Source organism: Aeromonas sp. R2-2 (assembly GCF_040908355.1).
Classification (GTDB): domain Bacteria; phylum Pseudomonadota; class Gammaproteobacteria; order Enterobacterales; family Aeromonadaceae; genus Aeromonas; species Aeromonas veronii.
Genome location: NZ_JBFODQ010000052.1, coordinates 59790 through 78778, shown reverse-complemented (window position 1 = coordinate 78778; position 18989 = coordinate 59790). Strand labels below are relative to the sequence as shown.

Here is an 18989-nt window from a genome sequence, read left to right as displayed (position 1 = left end):
AAAATCTATCTGGAGTGGCCGGACAGCTGCCGGCGCCCCTCACGTATTGGTGCAGAGAGATGGCGGCTCGCGCTCGGCCGCCCCTCTGTTATCTCACTCTTGTATCACTCAAGAGGCGCCGGATTAATGCTCCAGCGACCGGAATTTCTCGCGCAAGTGGTTACGAATACCGATAGCGGTCAGGTTCAGACCCACGATCACTGTCACCAGCAGGAAGGAGGTGGCGTAGACCAGCGGGCGGGCCGCTTCGACGTTGGGGCTCTGGAAGCCGACGTCATAGATGTGGAAGCCCAGGTGCATGAACTTGCGCTCCACATGCAGATACGGGAAGTTGCCATCCATCGGCAGGGTCGGCGCCAGTTTCACCACCCCCACCAGCATCAGCGGCGCCACTTCACCGGCTGCACGGGCAATCGCCAGAATAAGGCCGGTCATGATGGCCGGGCTCGCCATCGGCAGCACGATGCGCCACAGGGTCTCGGCCTGGGTGGCACCCAGTGCCAGCGAGCCCTGACGGATGGTGCTCGGGATCCGCGCCAGCCCCTCTTCGGTGGAGACAATCACCACCGGCAGGGTCAGGATAGCCAGGGTCAGCGCCGACCAGATCACGCCGGGTGAGCCAAAGGTCGGGCTCGGCAGCGCTTCCGGGTAGAACAGCTGATCCAGCGAGCCACCGAGCGTGTAGACGAAGAAGCCCAGACCAAACACGCCGTAGACGATGGAGGGCACGCCCGCCAGGTTGATCACCGCGATGCGGATGATCTTGGTCAGGCTGTTCTTGCCCGCGTATTCGTGCAGGTAGACTGCCGCCACCACCCCCAGCGGGGTCACGATGATCGCCATCAGGAACACCATGAACACGGTGCCGAAGATGGCCGGGAACACCCCGCCCTCGGTGTTGGCTTCACGGGGATCGTCAGAGACGAACTTGCCGATCTGGTGGAACCAGTGACCCACCTTGGCCAGCAGGCTCATGTCGTTGGGCCATACCACATCCAGTACCTTGGACATCGGCATGGTCACCAGCTCGCCACGCATATCCTTGACGGTGATGGCATCGCGATCGGCCTGACTGCGCAGGGAGAAGAGCTCTTTTTCCAGCACCTGATAACGATCGTTGAGGGCCTGACGCTCGCTGGCCAGCTCGGCTTTGAGCTGATCGGTCAGCTTGTCATCCAGCTCGGCCTTGCGCTCTTTCAGGCGCAGCCGCTCCAGTTGATAGTTGATGCTGCCGATGTCCCCTTTTTGCAGATCGTTGGCCTGTTCTGAAAGGGCATTGGCTCGCGCCAGCACCCGCTGCAGGGCAGGATGCAGATCAGAGGTGAGCTCGCGACCATCCTCTTTCACCCCGACGATATAGCCATAGAAGTTGCCGTTGGTGGCACGCTCAACCATGGCCAGCTCGGCTGGCTGGCTCTGGGACTTGATGTCCGTCTCCAGCACCCAGCGAAAATCGAGGTCAACGAACTCGCGGTTGCCGGTCTTGACCAGATAGCGGGTCAGCAGCTCGCGCTCTTCCCCTTCCAGTGGCAGACCTGCAGCGCGCAGTCGCTCCACCGGTACCTGCTCGCGATCGTTGATCTCGCCGATCAGTACGCTCTTGTTGCCGCTGGCATCTTCCAGCTGCCACTCATATATGGGGTGGGGCCAGAAGTAGACCAGACCACGCCAGCCGATCAGCAGCAGCAGACCCAGTACCGCCACCAGACTCAGGCTGACGGCACCGCCGGTCATCCAGATCCAGGGGGCCCCTGATTTAAACCACTTACCCATTGTCGATTCCTTGTCCATTACAGAGTCGCCCCTTACATCGAGCTGTATTTTTCACGCAACCGCTGACGGACAAACTCGGCCAGGGTGTTGAACAAAAAGGTGAACACAAACAGGACGAAGGCCGCGAGGAACAGTACCCGATAGTGGGAGCTGCCCACTTCCGATTCCGGCATCTCCACCGCGATGTTGGCGGCGAGGGTGCGCAGCCCCTGGAACATGGAGAAGTCCATGATGGGGGTGTTGCCGGTGGCCATCAGCACGATCATGGTCTCGCCCACGGCGCGGCCAAGACCCATCATCACCGCAGAGAAGATGCCCGGGCTGGCAGTGAGGATCACCACCCGGCTCAGGGTCTGCCACGGGGTGGCCCCCAGTGCCAGCGAGCCTTGGGTCAGATGCTTGGGCACCGAGAAAACCGCATCTTCAGCAATGGAGAAGATGGTGGGGATAACCGCAAAGCCCATGGCGATACCGACCACCAGCGAGTTGCGCTGGTCAAACTTGATACCCATTTCGTGGGTCAGCCAGATGCGCGAATCGCCGTGCATAAAGGCATTCTCGATGAGCGGGCTCAGGGCGAAGGCCCCCCAGCCAATCAGCAGCAGCACCGGGATCAGCAGGATGGCGTGCCACCCCTCCGGCAGCCAGGACTTGCCGCGCTCCGGCAGATAGTTCCAGAGCAATGCAGTCAGCAACATCCCCATCGGCAGCAATATCAGCAGCAGGATCACCCCGGGCAACGCACCCTCGATGATCGGCGCCAGCCACAGACCCGCCAGGAAGCCCAAGATAACGGTCGGCAGCGCCGCCATGATCTCGACCGTCGGCTTGACGTATTTGCGCAGCCCCGCCGACATGAAGTAGGCGGTATAGATGGCACCGGCCACGCCGAGCGGCACAGCAAACACCATGGCGTAGAAAGAGGCTTTCAGCGTACCGAATACCAGCGGCACCAAACTCAGCTTGGCTTCAAAGTCGTTGCTGGCGGAGGTGGATTGCCACACATACTGGGGCTCCGGATATCCTTCGTACCACACCTGTTGCCAGAGGGCAGACCAGGTCACTTCGGGGTGTTCGTTCTCCACCGAGAAGAGCTTGAAGCTGTTCCCTTGCTGCATCAGCAACAGGTTGTGACGGGGGGAGATGGCCAGGGCAGAGAGTTCACCCCCTTCCACCGTCTCGGTCAGCAGCTTGGTCTCGCCGGTGGCGTGGAAGAAGCTGATGATGCCGTCCTTGTCGGCACTGATGAAGCCTTTGCGAAAGTGCTCGGGAGTCAACAGATCTACCGCGCCATCGCCCTTGAAGTCACGAATTTGGGTGAACTGGCGTTTGCCATCCTTCGCCACTTCGAACCACTGGGAAATCACGCCGTTGTCATTACCCACCAGCAGTGAAGAGGCGCCGGAGAGCAGCTGAACCCGGGTCACATTGGCGTTGGGGGCATTGATCTCCAGCACGTTGCGCAGGGAGATTTCGCTCAGGTTATGAATGTCATAGACGGAGAGGCGATTGCCCTCGCGCACGAACAGGATCCGCAGATTGGGGGTCAGCAACATCTGATCCACATGGCGCGGCAGGGAGGGAATCGTGTAGTTTTCACTGCTCCACTCAATCTCCCCGGAGATGAAGTTCTCCTCACCGCTCATCACCGTCATCACACCACGACCATCTTCGGTCACGGCGGCGGTCGCCATCTTGTCCTTGGTGGCTTCGAACACCATCAGTTGCAGTACCTTCCCTTGCGGGTCGATCACCACCGGCTCTTCGCCGAAGGGATATTGCAGGCTGGGTTCAATCACCCGCACATCGTTGGGATAGGAGACCTTGAACGCTGGCTGGACGACCTGCGCCTTGCCATCGGCAAAGCCGTAGGCGATCAGCCGCTGACCAGGAGCAGGGGTCGCTACCGTGGTGATGTCACCAGCAACCTGGGCATGACCCAGTGACTGGCCGACCTTGATCTTGTCATCTCCCTGCACCGCAAAGAAGTTGACCTGCCCTTTATCGCTGAAGCGATAGCCGATCTCGTTCTGCTCTTCCACGCCGAGCCAGGCGGTCTTCCCTGCGGCAGGCAGGGTAAACGAGGCGGTCGGCTCCATGGAGGCGCCATTGAAGATGGGTTTCACCACATAGAGCAGATAAAAGAAGATAAGCAGCAGCGCCACCAGTACCAGGGCTCCGCCTGTGGTGACGCCATATTTGGCCAATTTATCCTTGATCCGGCGTTTTCTACTGCCCGCCATGACCAGGTTTAACGATTCCGATGACATGCAAGACCTCAATGTAAGCTAGGCTTCGCGGCATTATATGGCGGTTACATGACAGTTTTGTTACATCGAGAGAGCTTTAACAGAGGTTGTTAGCGGAAAAATGAGCGGGGCTCCCTTCGAAGGCGAGCGAGCGTAATATATTGTTTATAAAGGTATATTTATGAAGGCAATCAGCAGGGCAGCCTGCGCTGCCCCCGAATGATTCAGGAAAGGGTATCGTTTGATTGTTGCAGCGCCAGTTTGGCCGCCTTTTTCTCGGCGCGACGGCGCTTGAAGAAGGCCGACAACTGGGCCGAGCAGGCATCGGCCAGCACACCGCCGGTCAGCTCGACGCTGTGATTGTGGCGCGGGTCCTGCAAGATCTCGAACACCGACCCCGCGGCACCGGTCTTGAGATCTCGGGCGCCGTAAACCACCCGCTTGACCCGGCTATGGATCAGCGCACCGGCACACATACAGCAGGGCTCCAGCGTTACATAAAGAGTGGTGTCGAGCAGCCGGTAGTTCGCCAGCTGCTTGCCCGCCGCCCGGATTGCCATCACCTCGGCATGGGCACAGGCATCGTGTTCACTGATGGAGCGGTTCCACCCCTCGCCCACCACCTGACCATCCAGCACCAGTACGGCACCGACCGGGATCTCGCCAATCCCTTCGGCCCGGGCGGCCAATGCCATGGCATGGCGCATCCACTGTTCGTCCTGCTTGGTCTGACTCGGTCTCTCTGGGACCTCTGATGGTTTCACGCCCATCCCCTCTTTAATATTGTTCAATTGTGCTGTTTGCATTCCAGCTATCCACATCTGTCAGATAATTCCATAGATAGCAGGCATGATAGCTCGCGGTGACAGGGCGGCGATTATGCCAAATCTGCACGTCAGACCCAAGCCACATCCCGACTGAGCAATAAAGAAGCAATCGGCATCTCTATGATAAAAAAGGAGTTGCACCCGTTTGGCCATGCTATTAGACTTCCTCCCCGTCAGCCGAGTCTGACTCCGTCGGTGTGTAGCGCAGCCAGGTAGCGCATCTGCATGGGGTGTAGAGGGTCGGAGGTTCGAATCCTCTCACACCGACCATTTTCCCCGAGAATAGCCCAGTCAAACGACTGGGCTATTTTTTTGCCTTCGATTTATCCTCCTGACGATGTCTACCTATCAAGCACAAAAAACACTCAGAACCACTTGAATCTTTTTGCCGGAGTCATTAAGATGCGCAACTTTCCGCCGGTAGACAACACAGGGAGGTGGAAACACGAGTGAAGGGATCACTGTCCGGCTTGCGTGCAACACAGGACCAGGCATGAACCAGAACACCGATTTCGCACCCGCCATTACGCTTTATTCCGTTCCTCACGACACCCCTTGCCACACCGAAAGCGAAAATGAACAGGTCATCCAGCTGGATGTGATCGATCTTGCCGAACCGGATGATGACTATTGAGCCCGGCCAGATGGCCGCTCAATCACTGGGGCATCGCCTGTTCAACACACTCAGTTTCACACCCTTGGCGAGAAATCTGCAAAAAACGACAAACTGCTAATTATATCAAGGATGGCAGTATTATTGACTGATGCGTCTCCCTCTTCCCTCCCCGGCATCCCCCCCGACAATTGATACAAACCTACGTTATTGCGCTTCACTTTCCATCGTTGCAACCGCTGGTGCCAACAGAGCCTGCGTCACCACATCAAGTTTAAAACGCACGTTCACCAAATAGGTCTAGCAATAGCAAAACATTCATTGCCACATTCAAACGCAATTTATACGGCTGTTTTGGCAAAGCCTGGAGTTAGGTCGGGATTTGTTTTTGCATTTGTAATTTTATTACGTAATAAGTTACAAAATGAGAGGCAGGGTAACGGCCCAAATTAGCCGTTGTCAGATGGGAAAAAGTAGGAGCATAACCATCTGCGTAGAGCTTTTATACCAACCCAATAAAGCAATAAAAAACATCAACTTAACCATATCCAAAAAACAAGTGTTTAAAAAAAACTGTTGACGTACTCAACAATATTTCGCACCTTATCAATCGTGTTATCCCGTTGTTGCGGGAACGTTTCAGGAACAGGGATTCGACTTTAGTCGTAGTTAGTAAGTTCAAAATGTAATTCTCAAAGGAGTGAACCTTATGTCGGCACCGGCTCAGACCCACTGCAGCGCCCGCCTTCGCATCCAGGGCGAGATGCTGCCCGAATACGCGCAAATTCTGACGCCGGACGCGGTGGCTCTGGTCTCCGAACTGGTGGAACGTTTTGCTCCCCAAAGAGGGGAATTGCTGAAACAACGTGTGGCACGCCAGGCCCGTATCGATGGCGGCGAGCTGCCGGACTTCCTGCCGGAAACCGCCCACATCCGTGAAGGTGACTGGACCATTCGCGGCATTCCCGCCGACCTGCAAGACCGCCGTGTGGAGATCACCGGCCCGGTCGAGCGCAAGATGGTGATCAACGCCCTCAACGCCAACGTCAAGGTGTTCATGGCGGATTTCGAGGATTCACTGGCTCCCGCCTGGAATAAGGTGATCGAGGGCCAAATCAACCTGCGAGATGCGGTCAACGGCACCATCTCTTACACCAGTCCGGAAGGAAAGGCCTACACCCTGACCCCCAATCCGGCGGTGCTCATCTGCCGGGTGCGCGGTCTGCACCTGCCGGAAAAACATGTCACCTTCGATGGCGAGCCCATCCCCGGCGGTCTGTTCGATTTTGCCCTCTACTTCCTGCACAACTATCAGGCGCTGCTGGCCAAAGGCTCGGGCCCCTACTTCTACGTGCCCAAGTTGCAGAGCCATCTGGAAGGGCGCTGGTGGAGCGAAGTATTCGCCTGGACCGAGGACAAGTTCGGCCTGCCCCGCGGCACCATCAAGGCCACCGTGCTTATTGAAACCCTGCCGGCCGTGTTCGAGATGGATGAGCTGCTCTATCAGATGAAAGATCACATCGTTGCGCTGAACTGCGGCCGCTGGGACTACATCTTCAGCTATATCAAAACCTTGAAGAACCATCCGGATCGGGTACTGCCTGATCGTCAGGTGGTGACCATGGACAAGCCGTTCCTTTCCGCCTACTCGCGGCTGCTGATCAAGACCTGCCACAAGCGCGGTGCGCTGGCGATGGGCGGTATGGCTGCCTTTATTCCGGCCAAGGACGCGGCCGTCAACGAGCAGGTCTTCGCCAAGGTCAAGGCCGACAAGGAGCGCGAAGCCAATAACGGCCACGACGGTACCTGGGTCGCCCACCCTGGCCTTGCCGACACCGCCATGGCGGTGTTCAACGCCACCATTGCGGCTGGTGCCAAGAACCAGATCGGCGTGCTGCGCGAGCAAGATGCCCCCATCACCGCCGCCGACCTGCTGGCACCCTGTGAGGGCGAGCGCACCGAGGCGGGGATGCGCACCAATATCCGGGTCGCCCTGCAATATCTGGAGGCCTGGATCAACGGCAACGGCTGCGTCCCCATCTACGGTCTGATGGAAGATGCCGCCACCGCCGAGATCTCCCGTACCTCCATCTGGCAGTGGATCCGCCACGGCAAGAGCCTGTCGAACGGCAAGGTGGTGACCAAAGAGCTGTTCCGCCAGATGCTGGCCGAGGAGTTGGAGGTAGTCAAAGCCGAGGTGGGCACAGCACGCTGGCAGGCAGGACGCTTTGCCGAGGCAGGCGAACTGATGGAAGAGATCACCTGCGCCGACACCCTGATCGATTTTCTGACGCTGCCCGGTTACGAGCGGCTCTGAATCACGGGCCCCCAGCGGGGCTCGCCAATAACAAGTCAATGGAAACGTGAAATCAATGAAAGAGGGAACTGATATGGCACTGACCCGTGAGCAACAGATCCAGGCTATCGAGAAAGACTGGGCGGAAAACCCCCGCTGGAAAGGGATCAAGCGCGGCTACAGCGCCGAAGATGTGGTGAACCTGCGCGGCAGCTTGCAGCCGGTGCACACTCTGGCCCAACGTGGTGCCGACAAGCTGTGGGGTCTGATCCACGGCGACGCCAAGAAAGGCTATGTCAACTGCCTCGGCGCCCTGACCGGTGGTCAGGCAGTACAGCAAGCCAAGGCGGGGATCGAGGCGATCTACCTCTCCGGCTGGCAGGTGGCGGCGGACAACAACTTGTCCTCCACCATGTATCCGGATCAGTCCCTCTACCCGGCCAACTCCGTACCGTCCGTGGTGGAGCGCATCAACAACTCCTTCGCCCGTGCCGACCAGATCCAGTGGGCCAACAAGGTAGGACCTCAGGATGAGGGCTTTATCGACTACTTCCTGCCGATCGTGGCCGATGCTGAAGCCGGTTTCGGCGGCGTGCTGAACGCCTTCGAACTTATGAAGGGGATGATTGAAGCGGGCGCCGCCGGCGTGCACTTCGAAGATCAGCTGGCATCAGTCAAGAAGTGCGGTCATATGGGCGGCAAGGTGCTGGTACCGACTCAGGAAGCGGTGCAGAAGCTGGTTGCTGCCCGTCTGGCAGCCGATGTGTGCGGCACCACCACTCTGGTGATCGCCCGTACCGACGCCAACGCCGCTGACCTGCTGACCACTGACGCTGACTCGTACGATGCAGACTTCCTGACTGGCGAGCGCACTGCCGAAGGGTTCTACAAGGTGCGTGCCGGTATCGATCAGGCCATCGCTCGCGGTCTGGCTTACGCCCCCTACGCCGACATGGTGTGGTGTGAAACCGCCAAGCCGGATCTGGACGAAGCACGTAAATTTGCCGAAGCGATCAAGGCCAAGTTCCCGGACCGCATCCTGGCCTACAACTGCTCCCCGAGCTTCAACTGGAAGAAGAATCTGGACGATGCCACCATCGCCCGCTTCCAGCAGGAGCTCTCCGACATGGGCTACAAGTACCAGTTCATCACCCTCGCGGGTATCCACAATATGTGGTTCCACATGTACGAACTGGCCTACCAGTACGCCCGTGGCGAAGGGATGAAGCACTATGTCGAGATGGTGCAGGAGCCGGAATTTGCCGCCGCCAGCCGTGGCTACACTTTCGTGGCCCACCAGCAGGAGGTTGGTACCGGTTACTTCGACAAGGTGACCACCGTCATTCAGGGTGGCCAATCCTCGGTGACCGCACTGACCGGCTCTACCGAAGAAGATCAGTTCCACTGATAGACAGAGCCCCCTTGAGATAGCAAAACCCCGGCCTGATGCCGGGGTTTCTTTTTATCTACCATTCAAACGAAAGTCAGGCCACAACCGCACACCGCAGAGAGGATCAGAGCTCGAGGATCTCTTTGACAAAGGGGATGGTCAGCTTGCGCTTGGCGCGAAATGAGGCGTTGTCGAGCTGATTGAGGGTGGTAAGCAGAGTGCGCATATCGCGGGAGAGTCGGTTGAGCAGGAAGCGGCCCACATCGATGGGCAATTTGAAGCCCCGCAGCTCGGCACGCAGCTGCAGGGCACTGAGCTTGCCTTCGTCATCCAGCTCTTCGAGATGGAAACTCACCCCCCAATCGAGGCGCGAAGCGAGATCCGGCAGTTGCAGCCCCAGTTTGCGCGGTGCGCTGCAGCCAGTGACCACCAGCGTCCCCTCGCCCTTCTCCTGCCAGCGGTTGTAGAAATCAAACAGCGCCCGCTCCCACACGGCATTGCCGGCGATCGCCTCAAGGCTGTCTAGACAGACCAGCGGCAAGCTTTCGAGGGCATCGAGCATGCTGGGATCGAGCTGTTCAAATTGATCGAGGGAGAGATAGGCCGCCGCCGCATCGCGGGCGTTGACCTCGGCACAGGTGGCGTGGAGCAGATGAGAGCGTCCGGATCCCTTGGCCCCCCAGAAATAGAGGAAAGGTGATCCCTGACCGATGGCCGCGTTTTTGAGGGCGGTGATCAGATGAGCATTGGTGCCGGGATAAAAACTGACGAAGGTTTCATCATCCGGTAGTTGTACGGCTAAAGACAGTTGGGCCGGTTGCTTCACTCGTTGGGCTTTGACTGTGACATTTGTGGCTAAGTGTACCATCGCAATGGCAGATAGAGAACCGCCCGGACAAGCCGGGCGGTCTACAAAAGCCTTATAAAATCAGGGCTGCGACCATTGGTAACGCAAACCGCTGCCATTATCGTCAACCTTGCGCAAACGACTCTCAAGCTGCAGTGCCCGCACCAGTTCGGCCTGATCCCCTTGCAGGGTAAAGTTGAAGGTGACCTGGTCCCCCTCCAGCTTGCCGATCGCCACCTTGCTGACGTTGGCCATCCCCTGCAGCATCTTCTGCACGGCGATCATGCTGTCCACTTCGGAGAGGCCATCTACCACCAGGGTCTGGCTGGTTGCTGGACCAGAAATGCGGGCACCGTAGTTTTTCACCAGCAAGGCCGCCAGGGTATCGGCAAACCCTTGCGCCACTTCGGCCTGAGTGCCGGTGCTATTACCACGGGTCAACTCGGTCACTTCACCGGCCGCTTTGGGGCCGTAGAGTCCCCAATCGATGCTCCACTTGTCACCTTCCGGTGTCAGCTTGCCCAACACCACCATCTCGGCGCCATAGCGCTGGCTTGCCTGCAAAATCGGGTCGGCAAAGCGTCCCCAGACGTCGGTGGCACTGACCGCCATGTTGTCATCGAGATCCATCAGCGGAATGCTGATGGGCAGCCCCAGCGTCTGGGCCTGCTCGCGCAAGGCTTGCGCCCAACCATCGCTGGATTGATCCGCCAGCAGGCGGCGCTCACCCTGCTCCACCACCAGCCAGATCGCCATTTGGGGACGAGCTGGGCCAAGCAGGGCAAACTGGCTCTCGGAGACCAGGCTGTTGACCTTGTCACTCTTGAACTCGGCTTTCAGATACTTGACGGAGTTCTGATCCTGATAGCCATAGCTTTTGACATAGTCGCCCGGAGCCGCCAGCGCCTTGACCACCACCGGCTGGGTGAGGATGTCGCGCTTGCCGGTGACCTTGATCAGCACCTGGCCCAGTGCCTGCCCTTGAGCGGCCACCATGTCGCCACTGGTCGGGGCCTTGCCCTGATAGAGGTCGGTCACCTGAGCGGCCGAGGCCATAAATGACAAGCCGCAGCAGAGGGCGGTCACAACACGTTTGAACATGAACAGAGTCTCGAAATGGGAGAGTGTGCTTATGGTAGCGGCAAGGCGCGTCCTGCGGCAAGGCTGGCACAAGCGGCCACAAACAGCAGAGCCGGCGATGCGCCGGCTCCGATCACCCCTTCCACATGGGAAGCAGGTCAAGGCATAAACTTATTTGGTACCGAAGATCTTGTCGCCTGCATCGCCCAGACCCGGCACGATGTAGCCTTTCTCGTTCAGCCCCTGGTCGACAGAAGCGCAGTAGAGCTCTACGTCAGGGTGTGCGGCTTCCAGCGCCTTGATCCCTTCCGGCGCGGCAACCAGTACCAGCACCTTGATGGATTGGCAGCCTTTCTTCTTCAGCAGATCGATGGTGGCGATCATGGAGCCGCCGGTGGCCAGCATCGGGTCGATGACCAGCGCCAGACGCTCTTCGATGTTGCTGACGATCTTCTCGAAATAGGGAACCGGTTGCAGGGTCTCTTCATCGCGGTAGATACCGACCACGCTGACACGGGCACTCGGCATGTGCTCCAGCACGCCATCCATCATGCCAAGGCCGGCACGCAGGATAGGTACGACGGTTACCTTCTTGCCTTTGATCTGGTCAACTTCTACTGGCCCATTCCAGCCATCGATGATAACCTTCTCGGTTTCGAAGTCAGAGGTCGCTTCATAGGTCAACAAACTGCCCACTTCTTTGGCCAGTTCACGGAAACGCTTGGTGCTGATATCGCCTTCACGCATCAGACCGATCTTGTGTTTGACCAGGGGGTGTTTGACTTCAACGACTTTCATTATTATCTCCTCTAACCTGCCGCAAAAAAATCGCGGAATCATACAACAAAAGCCACCGCTTGTAGAGCATTTCCGCGCAAAAACGCGCAAACGATTTCCTTTCTGGTTTTTCACCGCCACTGTTAGAATACGCCCCGAATTTTACCCTCCACTTCTTTACATGACGGGGAATACTCGTGACTGACAAAACCTCACTGAGCTACAAGGATGCTGGCGTAGATATCGATGCCGGCAATGCACTGGTTGAACGTATCAAGGGCGTGTCAAAGCGCACTCGTCGTCCTGAAGTCCTTGGTGGTCTTGGCGGCTTTGGGGCCTTGTGTCAAATCCCTGCGGGCTACAAGGAGCCGGTACTGGTCTCCGGTACCGATGGTGTGGGCACCAAGCTGCGGCTGGCCATCGACCTGAAGAAGCACGACACCGTGGGCATCGATCTGGTGGCCATGTGCGTCAATGACCTGATCGTACAGGGCGCCGAGCCGCTGTTCTTCCTCGACTACTATGCGACCGGCAAGCTGGACGTGGACACCGCAGCCGCGGTAGTCACCGGGATCGGTGCCGGTTGCGAGCAATCAGGCTGTGCCCTGGTGGGCGGCGAGACCGCCGAGATGCCGGGTATGTATGAAGGGGAAGACTACGACATCGCCGGTTTCTGCGTCGGTGTGGTGGAGAAGAGCGAAATCATCGACGGCAGCAAGGTCGGTGAAGGGGATGCCCTGATCGCCCTGGCTGCCAGCGGCCCTCACTCCAACGGCTTCTCCCTGATCCGTAAAATTCTGGAAGTCTCCAAAGCCGACGTGCATCAGCCGCTGGGTGACACCACTCTGGCCAACGCCCTGCTGGAGCCGACCCGCATCTATGTGAAACCTGTGCTCAAGCTCATCAAGGAGTGCGAGATCCACGCCCTCTCCCACATCACCGGCGGTGGCTTCTGGGAGAACATCCCCCGTGTCCTGCCCGCCAACACCCAAGCGGTGATCGATGAGCAGAGCTGGCAGTGGCCGGCGGTGTTCAGCTGGCTGCAGCAGGCTGGCAACGTCACCCGTCACGAGATGTATCGCACCTTCAACTGCGGCGTCGGCATGATCATCGCCCTGCCCGCCAACCAGCTGGAGAAGGCGCTGACCCTGCTCAAGGCAGAAGGCGAGAACGCATGGCACATCGGTCATATCGCCAAGACAGCAGACGGTGAGGAGCAGGTCGTCATCAAATGATGCGGATCCTCGTCCTAATCTCTGGCAGCGGCAGCAACCTGCAGGCGCTCCTCGACCACTGCGCCAGCGGCAAGATTGCCGGTGAAGTGGTCGGCGTTATCAGCAACAAGGCCGATGCCTATGGTCTGGTTCGCGCCAAAGAAGCGGGGGTGGCGACCTCCATTCTGGCCCAGCAGCAGTTTGCCAGCCGGGAGGAGTATGACGCCGCCCTGCTGGCGCTGATGGCAGACTATCAGCCGGATCTGGTGGTGCTGGCCGGGTTTATGCGGATATTGAGCGGCGATCTGGTGCGCCATTTCGCCGGCAGAATGATCAATATCCACCCCTCCCTGCTGCCCAAGTATCAGGGCCTGCACACCCACCAGCGCGCTATCGATGCCGGTGATAGTGAGCATGGCGCCAGCGTCCACTTCGTCACCGAAGAGCTGGATGGTGGCCCGGTTATCCTGCAGGCCCGCGTGCCCATCTTTGAAGGGGACACTGCGGACGAGGTAGCAGCACGGGTGCAGGCGCAGGAGCACAGCATCTACCCGCTGGTGGTGCGCTGGTTCTGCGAAGGCAGGCTGCAGATGATAGATGGCGCCGTGCAACTGGATGGCGCCCTGCTGGGCCCCGCGGGTTACGCCTGCGAGTAAGCAGACGTCTTGTCGAAATGTGAAAAAGGAGGCTGATGGCCTCCTTTTTATTTCCTGAATTTTCCCACCACAGGCACAGGCTTAAACCTGTTCACGACCTGCAGCGAGAAACCGTCAACAAGGTTACAAGCTGCCCAGGAACCGGAGCGTATGGACATACGTGAGCACTCTTTGCTGTATACATAAGCGAGCAGCACATGAGCCTTGATCACGGTTTCGTAGCCAGATCGTGGACAGGTTTAGACCGGATTGTCGATATCGATAAAGGTCACATCCAGCCCATGCACAGTCGCCAGCCACTCCCCCAGCGCCTTGACGCCGTAACGCTCGGTGGCGTGATGGCCAGCGGCGTAGAAGTGCATCCCCATCTCGCGGGCGGTGTGAATGGTCTGCTCTGAGGCTTCACCGGAGATAAAGGCATCGATGCCCTGCTCCGCCGCCAGATTGATGTAGCTCTGACCGCCACCGGTGCACCAGGCCACGGAACGGATAAGCTCGGGGCCTGTATCGCCACAATAGAGGGGTTCGCGGCCAAGGCGCTCGGCAATCAATTTGGCAAAGTCGGCGCCGCTCATCGGCTCTTCCAGCTTGCCCACCATGGCGACGCTCTTGCTGTTCCACGGCTCCAGACCGCGGCGTACCTTGATGTCGAGCAGCTTGGCTAGCTGGGCGTTGTTACCCACCTCGGGATGGACATCCAGCGGCAAATGGTAGGCAAACAGGTTGATATCGTGGGTCAGCAGGGTCTTGAGCCGACGCTGCTTCATGCCGGTGATCTGGGCCGGTTCACCGCTCCAGAAGTAGCCGTGATGGACCAGAATGGCATCGGCTTCGGCAGCCACCGCCGCGTCGATAAGCGCCTGACTGGCGGTGACACCGGTCACCACCTTGCGAATGCGCTCGCGCCCCTCCACTTGCAAGCCGTTGGGGCAGTAATCCTTGATGGCGTGCGGTTCGAGCAGATGGTTCAGTACGGTTTCGAGTTTTCGATGAGAGATCATAGGGGTCCCTTATTAAGGCTCGGTCCCCTGCTTTACCAATAAAAACAGGGCCCAGGCTCAAAGCGCCAAGGGCCCCATGATAATCGAGCCGGGCCGTCAAGACCATGACAGCCCCCACACAGTGCGGTTTCCCTCCCGGCCTCAGGCTGGCAGGTCGATCCCCGCCTCCCGCATCTGGGCCAGCTTGTAGCGCAGGGTGCGCGGGCTGATGCCGAGCCGATCGGCCACCGCCTTGCGGCTGCCGTTACAATCTTGCAGGGTGTCGAGGATGATCTGGTGCTCCTGCTGCTTGAGCTCGCTGCCGAGGCGATCGCCGCCATAGCTGCGCTCCACGCTGACAAACTCCATCTCCTGCTCGTCCAGCTCTTCCAGAATGAGGTGGTCACAATCAATGACCCCGTCGGGGCTGAGGATCAAGGCGCGCTGAACCACGTTATCCAGCTCCCGCACGTTGCCGGGCCAGGGGTGAGCCAGCAGCCGTTCCCGCGAGGCATCCGTCAACTGTGGTGTCGGCAGCCCCTGCTGACTGGCATGAAGTGCCAGCAGGTGCTCCGCCAGCGGCAGAATATCCCCGGGCCGCTCACTCAGGGCAGACCAGCGCAGCGGGAAGACGTTGAGGCGATAGTAGAGATCTTCGCGAAACAGGCCATCCTGCACCGCTTTTTTCAAATCCCGGTTGCTGGTGGCGATGACCCGCACATCCAGCGGGATCATCTTGCGACTGCCGAGCCGCTCCACCTCTTTCTCCTGCAGTACCCGCAGCAATTTGGCTTGCAGCCCCTGATCCATCTCGGTGATCTCGTCGAGCAGCAGGGTACCCCCCTGCGCCTGCTCGAACTTGCCGGGGCACCCCTGCACCGCACCGGTGAAGGCCCCCTTCTCGTAGCCAAACAGGGTCGCCTCCAGCATGTTTTCCGGAATGGCGGCGCAGTTGATGGCGACGAAAGGCTGCTCGGCGCGGCTGGAGTTATCGTGAATGTAACGGGCCAGCACCTCTTTACCCGTTCCGCTCGGGCCGGTCACCATCACGGTCGCTTCACTTCTGGCCACCCGGGTCGCCAGCTGGAACAGCTCGGCAGTTTTGGGATCCCCATAGACCACGGCGCGCTTCTCCACCTTCTGGGCGGGCACATAGCGGCTAACCTGATTAAGCAGCACCTCCGGCGAAAATGGCTTGGCCAGATAGTCGATGGCCCCTTCGCGCATGGCGCGCACCGCGCCATCGATGTTGGCGTAGGCGGTCATCAGCAGCACAGGGATCTGCGGATATTGCTGGCGGATGGTGGCCAGCAAGGTGAGACCGTCCATCCCCCCCATCTGGATATCGGAGATCACCATGTCAAACGGCTGACGGGAGAGGGCCAGCAGAGCCCGCTCGCCGCTGTCCGCTTCACGGCACTCATAACCCCCCAGTAACAGGGTGTCCACCAGCGCTTCGCGCAGGCCATTGTCATCTTCAACTACCAGGATCCTGGCCTGTGTCATGCTACACCTCCAAGCTGCACCGGTTGCTGATGCAGGGGGAACGACAGAGTAAAGCAGGTGCCTTCACCGGGAACCGAGGCCACACCGACCTCCCCCTGATGGGCACGCACTACAGATTGCACCACCGCCAGTCCGAGACCAGTGCCTTGGGAGCGAGTGGTAAAGAAGGGTTCGAATACCTGACCGAGCTGATGGGAAGGGATCCCCTTGCCATTATCGATGACCCGCATCTCCACCCGGGCACCGCTGCGCACCGCGCTGACCAAGAGTGACGTGGCCCCCGCCTGCTGGGCATTGGCAATCAGATTGTTGATGGCTCCCGCCAACGCGCTGCTGTTGGCCAGCAGACAGAGATCGGGCTCTGGCGCCTCCATGTGCAGCTCGCAGCCCTGTTGCTGACAGAAGGCCTCGGCACCGGCCTGCACTTCGGCCAGCAGCCCTTGTACCGAGATGGGGGTGACCACCTGATTGTCGCCATTGCGGGCGAACAGCAGGATGTCGTTGATCTGCTTCTCCAGATCCTGCAAACGGGCCATCAGCTTTTGCTGAAACTGAGTGCGAGATTCCGGCTTGAGGGTGCGGTTGGCCAGATTGGCGGCATAAAGCATGGCCGCGGAGAGCGGCGTGCGAATCTGGTGGGCGAGCGAGGCCGCCATATTGCCCAGCGCCGACAGCCGCTTCATGTGGTTGATGCGGTCTTGCAGTTTGCGGGTTTCGGTCAGGTCGTTGATAAAGACCAGCTGGCCGGGCTGATCCGGCAGCGGTTGGGTCGAGAGCTGGACCCGGCGCCCGTCGCGCAGGGAGATCTCGTGACCATCATCCTCCCGCGGCTCGAAGCAGCGGGCAATGATGTGACGCCAGAGCTCCCCTTCCAGCGGCTCCCCCAGCAGGGAGATGGCCGCCGGGTTCGCGCGGGTGACCACCCCTGCCCCGTCAAGCAGCAACACCCCGGTGGGGAGCGCCTTGAAGATGGCATAGAGCTGGCTCACTTCGTGGGACTGGAGTGGCATGTCCTGCTGCTGGATTGTCATAAACCTGACCTCAAACTGGCTATTGGGTCAGGTTATTCAATTTCCATGCCACTAAATTATATTAACTAAAACAATGGATTGCGTATTGGCGTCAAGGCTTTGACCCTTAGACGTCCTTGCTCATCCCGTACTTTTTCATCTTCTCCACTAGGGTAGTACGCCGCATGCCAAGCAGATCGGCGGCGCGGGCCACGACCCCGTCCTGAGACTCCAGCGCCTGACGGATCAGCTCCACTTCAAGGTCGGCCAGCATCTCTTTGAGGTTGACCCCCTCCTCCGGCAGCTGCATGGTGCGGGCCGAGGCGAGGGAGTGATCCAGCTCGGGCGGCTCCTGGAACACCGCCGCCAGCGCATCCCGTTCATCCATCTCGGTCAGCCGCTCATCCCGCGGCTCGCTCGGCAGCAGGCGATAACGGCTCGGCAGATCGGCCACATCGACGATCTGGTGCGGGTAGAGGATCAGCAGCCGCTCCAGCAGGTTGGATAGCTCGCGCACGTTACCGGGCCAGGGGTACTGCATCAGCGACTCCAGCGCACGCTGGGTCAACCGGATAAAGCCATGGTGCTGCTCGGCATGGCGATTGAGCAGCTCCTGCAGCAGCAGCGGAATGTCGTCGATACGATCCCGCAGCGGCGGCGTCTCTATGGGGAAAACGTTGAGGCGGTAGTAGAGATCTTCGCGGAAACCCTGAGTGCGGATCATCGCCTCCAGATCCCGGTGGGTCGCCGCGATGATGCGCACATCGGCCTGAATGGGCTTGCCGCCACCAACCCTGTCGAACAACCGCTCCTGCAACACCCGCAGCAGTTTGACCTGCATCGGCATCGGCATGTCGCCGATCTCGTCGAGAAACAGGGTGCCCCCCTGCGCCAGCTCGAAGCGACCACGACGGGCCGCGATGGCGCCGGTAAAGGCTCCCTTCTCGTGGCCGAACAGTTCGCTCTCCAGCAGCTCGGCGGGAATGGCTCCGCAGTTGATGGGCACGAAGGGGCCTTGGCTTCGGGAAGAGAGTTCGTGGATGGCGCGCGCCACCACCTCTTTACCAGTGCCAGACTCCCCGAGGATCAGCACGTTGGCATCGGTCTCGGCCACCTGGCTGATGAGCCGGCGTACCTCCTGGATCCCCTTCCCTTTGCCCACCAGCAAGCGCAGCAGGGCCTGACCCTTGTCATGGGTCTGCTGACGAGGATGCAAGGAGACGAACGCCTGACAGAAGTGCAGATGACGGGTAAGGGATTCATAGGTAAAGGGCGAGAGCGCGACCCCGATAAAGTTGCTGTTGGGCAGATCGGCCTCAACCAGCGAGAGGAAGGGGGTACGGGGGAAGGCAGCCAGCAGCTCTGACAAGGGACGGTCGGTCAGCTCACCTACCAGTACCCCTTGCAGCGGACCGGAGGATTCGATGGCCACATCCAGATCGCTTTGTGCCACCTCCTGCCACGGGATCCCCATAAACGAGAGCACGGTTCCCAACTGTTGGCGCCGCTGCGCATCGGCATCAACAATCAACACGCCCATCTCCACCATATCCATTCCTCGCGATGTCCTGAACTAACTTATTGTTTTATTTGATGATAAAACAGCTACCGACTGTCTTTTTGCTGGCACACAAAGTGCCAAAATTCCGACACATTGTCAAAAATTGTCGTATTCAGGCTAAGTGTATCGACAGAAACGGGAGATTAGATAAATTTTGCCGAGGAATTTTCTGCATTGGCGCCGTTAACAAACGCCGCCAATAGCGGAAAG

15 protein-coding genes and 1 tRNA gene are annotated in these 18989 nt (G+C 59.2%); 6 read left to right on the top strand and 10 right to left on the bottom strand.

Annotation, left to right across the window (positions count from 1 at the left end):
• Nucleotides 1-123: 123 nt before the first annotated feature.
• The 3 genes from pstA to tadA form a co-directional block, all read right to left on the bottom strand.
• Complete coding sequence (gene pstA, locus AB5Z09_RS09545) at nucleotides 124-1773, bottom strand: phosphate ABC transporter permease PstA (protein WP_019446688.1); 1650 nt, start codon at nucleotides 1771-1773, stop codon at nucleotides 124-126.
• 32 nt (nucleotides 1774-1805) lie between these two features.
• The gene (locus AB5Z09_RS09540; protein ID WP_368195144.1) at nucleotides 1806-4043 is read right to left on the bottom strand and encodes a phosphate ABC transporter permease; all 2238 of its coding nucleotides are present in this window, start codon (nucleotides 4041-4043) and stop codon (nucleotides 1806-1808) included.
• Between the two features lie 203 nt (nucleotides 4044-4246).
• Complete coding sequence (gene tadA, locus AB5Z09_RS09535) at nucleotides 4247-4729, bottom strand: tRNA adenosine(34) deaminase TadA (protein WP_042060399.1); 483 nt, start codon at nucleotides 4727-4729, stop codon at nucleotides 4247-4249.
• Between the two features lie 313 nt (nucleotides 4730-5042).
• Between tadA and AB5Z09_RS09530 the strand changes: the two genes are divergently transcribed.
• The 4 genes from AB5Z09_RS09530 to aceA all read left to right on the top strand — a co-directional run bounded on the left by AB5Z09_RS09530 (nucleotide 5043) and on the right by aceA (nucleotide 9166).
• A tRNA-Pro gene (locus tag AB5Z09_RS09530) sits at nucleotides 5043-5119 on the top strand.
• Between the two features lie 223 nt (nucleotides 5120-5342).
• Nucleotides 5343-5483, top strand: coding sequence for a hypothetical protein (locus tag AB5Z09_RS09525; protein ID WP_005334106.1), 141 nt, complete (start codon nucleotides 5343-5345; stop codon nucleotides 5481-5483).
• Between the two features lie 688 nt (nucleotides 5484-6171).
• Nucleotides 6172-7779 (top strand): malate synthase A, encoded by a 1608-nt coding sequence (gene aceB, locus AB5Z09_RS09520; protein WP_118853620.1) that lies wholly within the window; start codon nucleotides 6172-6174, stop codon nucleotides 7777-7779.
• 73 nt (nucleotides 7780-7852) lie between these two features.
• On the top strand, nucleotides 7853-9166 hold the full coding sequence (gene aceA / locus AB5Z09_RS09515; protein ID WP_005334111.1) for an isocitrate lyase: 1314 nt from the start codon (nucleotides 7853-7855) through the stop codon (nucleotides 9164-9166).
• Nucleotides 9167-9272: 106 nt separating this feature from the next.
• On the opposite strand, the gene hda is transcribed toward aceA, so the two are convergent.
• From hda to upp, 3 genes are all read right to left on the bottom strand, one after another.
• On the bottom strand, nucleotides 9273-9974 hold the full coding sequence (hda, locus tag AB5Z09_RS09510) for a DnaA inactivator Hda (protein ID WP_021231044.1): 702 nt from the start codon (nucleotides 9972-9974) through the stop codon (nucleotides 9273-9275).
• 102 nt (nucleotides 9975-10076) lie between these two features.
• Complete coding sequence (locus AB5Z09_RS09505) at nucleotides 10077-11096, bottom strand: DUF2066 domain-containing protein (protein ID WP_368195142.1); 1020 nt, start codon at nucleotides 11094-11096, stop codon at nucleotides 10077-10079.
• 150 nt (nucleotides 11097-11246) lie between these two features.
• On the bottom strand, nucleotides 11247-11873 hold the full coding sequence (gene upp, locus AB5Z09_RS09500; RefSeq protein ID WP_005334115.1) for a uracil phosphoribosyltransferase: 627 nt from the start codon (nucleotides 11871-11873) through the stop codon (nucleotides 11247-11249).
• 176 nt (nucleotides 11874-12049) lie between these two features.
• Here upp and purM point away from each other — a divergent pair, with 176 nt between their 5' ends.
• Nucleotides 12050-13087 carry a phosphoribosylformylglycinamidine cyclo-ligase gene (gene purM, locus AB5Z09_RS09495; RefSeq protein ID WP_108614386.1) on the top strand — a complete coding sequence of 346 codons (1038 nt, stop codon included), beginning with the start codon at nucleotides 12050-12052 and terminating at the stop codon, nucleotides 13085-13087.
• On the top strand, nucleotides 13084-13722 hold the full coding sequence (gene purN, locus AB5Z09_RS09490; RefSeq protein ID WP_368195141.1) for a phosphoribosylglycinamide formyltransferase: 639 nt from the start codon (nucleotides 13084-13086) through the stop codon (nucleotides 13720-13722). Before purM ends, purN begins: the two co-directional genes overlap by 4 nt.
• A gap of 239 nt (nucleotides 13723-13961) precedes the next feature.
• Here purN and AB5Z09_RS09485 read toward each other — a convergent pair whose 3' ends face one another.
• From AB5Z09_RS09485 to AB5Z09_RS09470, 4 genes are all read right to left on the bottom strand, one after another.
• On the bottom strand, nucleotides 13962-14723 hold the full coding sequence (locus AB5Z09_RS09485; RefSeq protein WP_021231048.1) for a Nif3-like dinuclear metal center hexameric protein: 762 nt from the start codon (nucleotides 14721-14723) through the stop codon (nucleotides 13962-13964).
• A gap of 141 nt (nucleotides 14724-14864) precedes the next feature.
• Nucleotides 14865-16208 carry a sigma-54 dependent transcriptional regulator gene (locus tag AB5Z09_RS09480; protein WP_124929736.1) on the bottom strand — a complete coding sequence of 448 codons (1344 nt, stop codon included), beginning with the start codon at nucleotides 16206-16208 and terminating at the stop codon, nucleotides 14865-14867.
• Nucleotides 16205-17239, bottom strand: a complete 1035-nt coding sequence (locus AB5Z09_RS09475; protein WP_005334126.1) for a PAS domain-containing sensor histidine kinase — start codon at nucleotides 17237-17239, stop codon at nucleotides 16205-16207. The genes AB5Z09_RS09480 and AB5Z09_RS09475 overlap by 4 nt, the downstream gene beginning before the upstream one ends.
• Nucleotides 17240-17345: 106 nt before the next feature.
• Complete coding sequence (locus tag AB5Z09_RS09470) at nucleotides 17346-18767, bottom strand: sigma-54 dependent transcriptional regulator (RefSeq protein ID WP_201955768.1); 1422 nt, start codon at nucleotides 18765-18767, stop codon at nucleotides 17346-17348.
• Nucleotides 18768-18989 lie beyond the last annotated feature (222 nt).

What these genes read in the sequence shown, in the direction of transcription:
- pstA (WP_019446688.1), bottom strand. Translation starts at nt 1,773, where the DNA reads ATGGGTAAGTGGTTTAAATCAGGGGCCCCCTGGATCTGGATGACCGGC.
- AB5Z09_RS09540 (WP_368195144.1), bottom strand. Translation starts at nt 4,043, where the DNA reads ATGTCATCGGAATCGTTAAACCTGGTCATGGCGGGCAGTAGAAAACGC.
- tadA (WP_042060399.1), bottom strand. Translation starts at nt 4,729, where the DNA reads ATGCGCCATGCCATGGCATTGGCCGCCCGGGCCGAAGGGATTGGCGAG.
- AB5Z09_RS09525 (WP_005334106.1), top strand. Translation starts at nt 5,343, where the DNA reads ATGAACCAGAACACCGATTTCGCACCCGCCATTACGCTTTATTCCGTT.
- aceB (WP_118853620.1), top strand. Translation starts at nt 6,172, where the DNA reads ATGTCGGCACCGGCTCAGACCCACTGCAGCGCCCGCCTTCGCATCCAG.
- aceA (WP_005334111.1), top strand. Translation starts at nt 7,853, where the DNA reads ATGGCACTGACCCGTGAGCAACAGATCCAGGCTATCGAGAAAGACTGG.
- AB5Z09_RS09505 (WP_368195142.1), bottom strand. Translation starts at nt 11,096, where the DNA reads ATGTTCAAACGTGTTGTGACCGCCCTCTGCTGCGGCTTGTCATTTATG.
- upp (WP_005334115.1), bottom strand. Translation starts at nt 11,873, where the DNA reads ATGAAAGTCGTTGAAGTCAAACACCCCCTGGTCAAACACAAGATCGGT.
- purN (WP_368195141.1), top strand. Translation starts at nt 13,084, where the DNA reads ATGATGCGGATCCTCGTCCTAATCTCTGGCAGCGGCAGCAACCTGCAG.
- AB5Z09_RS09485 (WP_021231048.1), bottom strand. Translation starts at nt 14,723, where the DNA reads ATGATCTCTCATCGAAAACTCGAAACCGTACTGAACCATCTGCTCGAA.
- AB5Z09_RS09480 (WP_124929736.1), bottom strand. Translation starts at nt 16,208, where the DNA reads ATGACACAGGCCAGGATCCTGGTAGTTGAAGATGACAATGGCCTGCGC.
- AB5Z09_RS09475 (WP_005334126.1), bottom strand. Translation starts at nt 17,239, where the DNA reads ATGACAATCCAGCAGCAGGACATGCCACTCCAGTCCCACGAAGTGAGC.
- AB5Z09_RS09470 (WP_201955768.1), bottom strand. Translation starts at nt 18,767, where the DNA reads ATGGTGGAGATGGGCGTGTTGATTGTTGATGCCGATGCGCAGCGGCGC.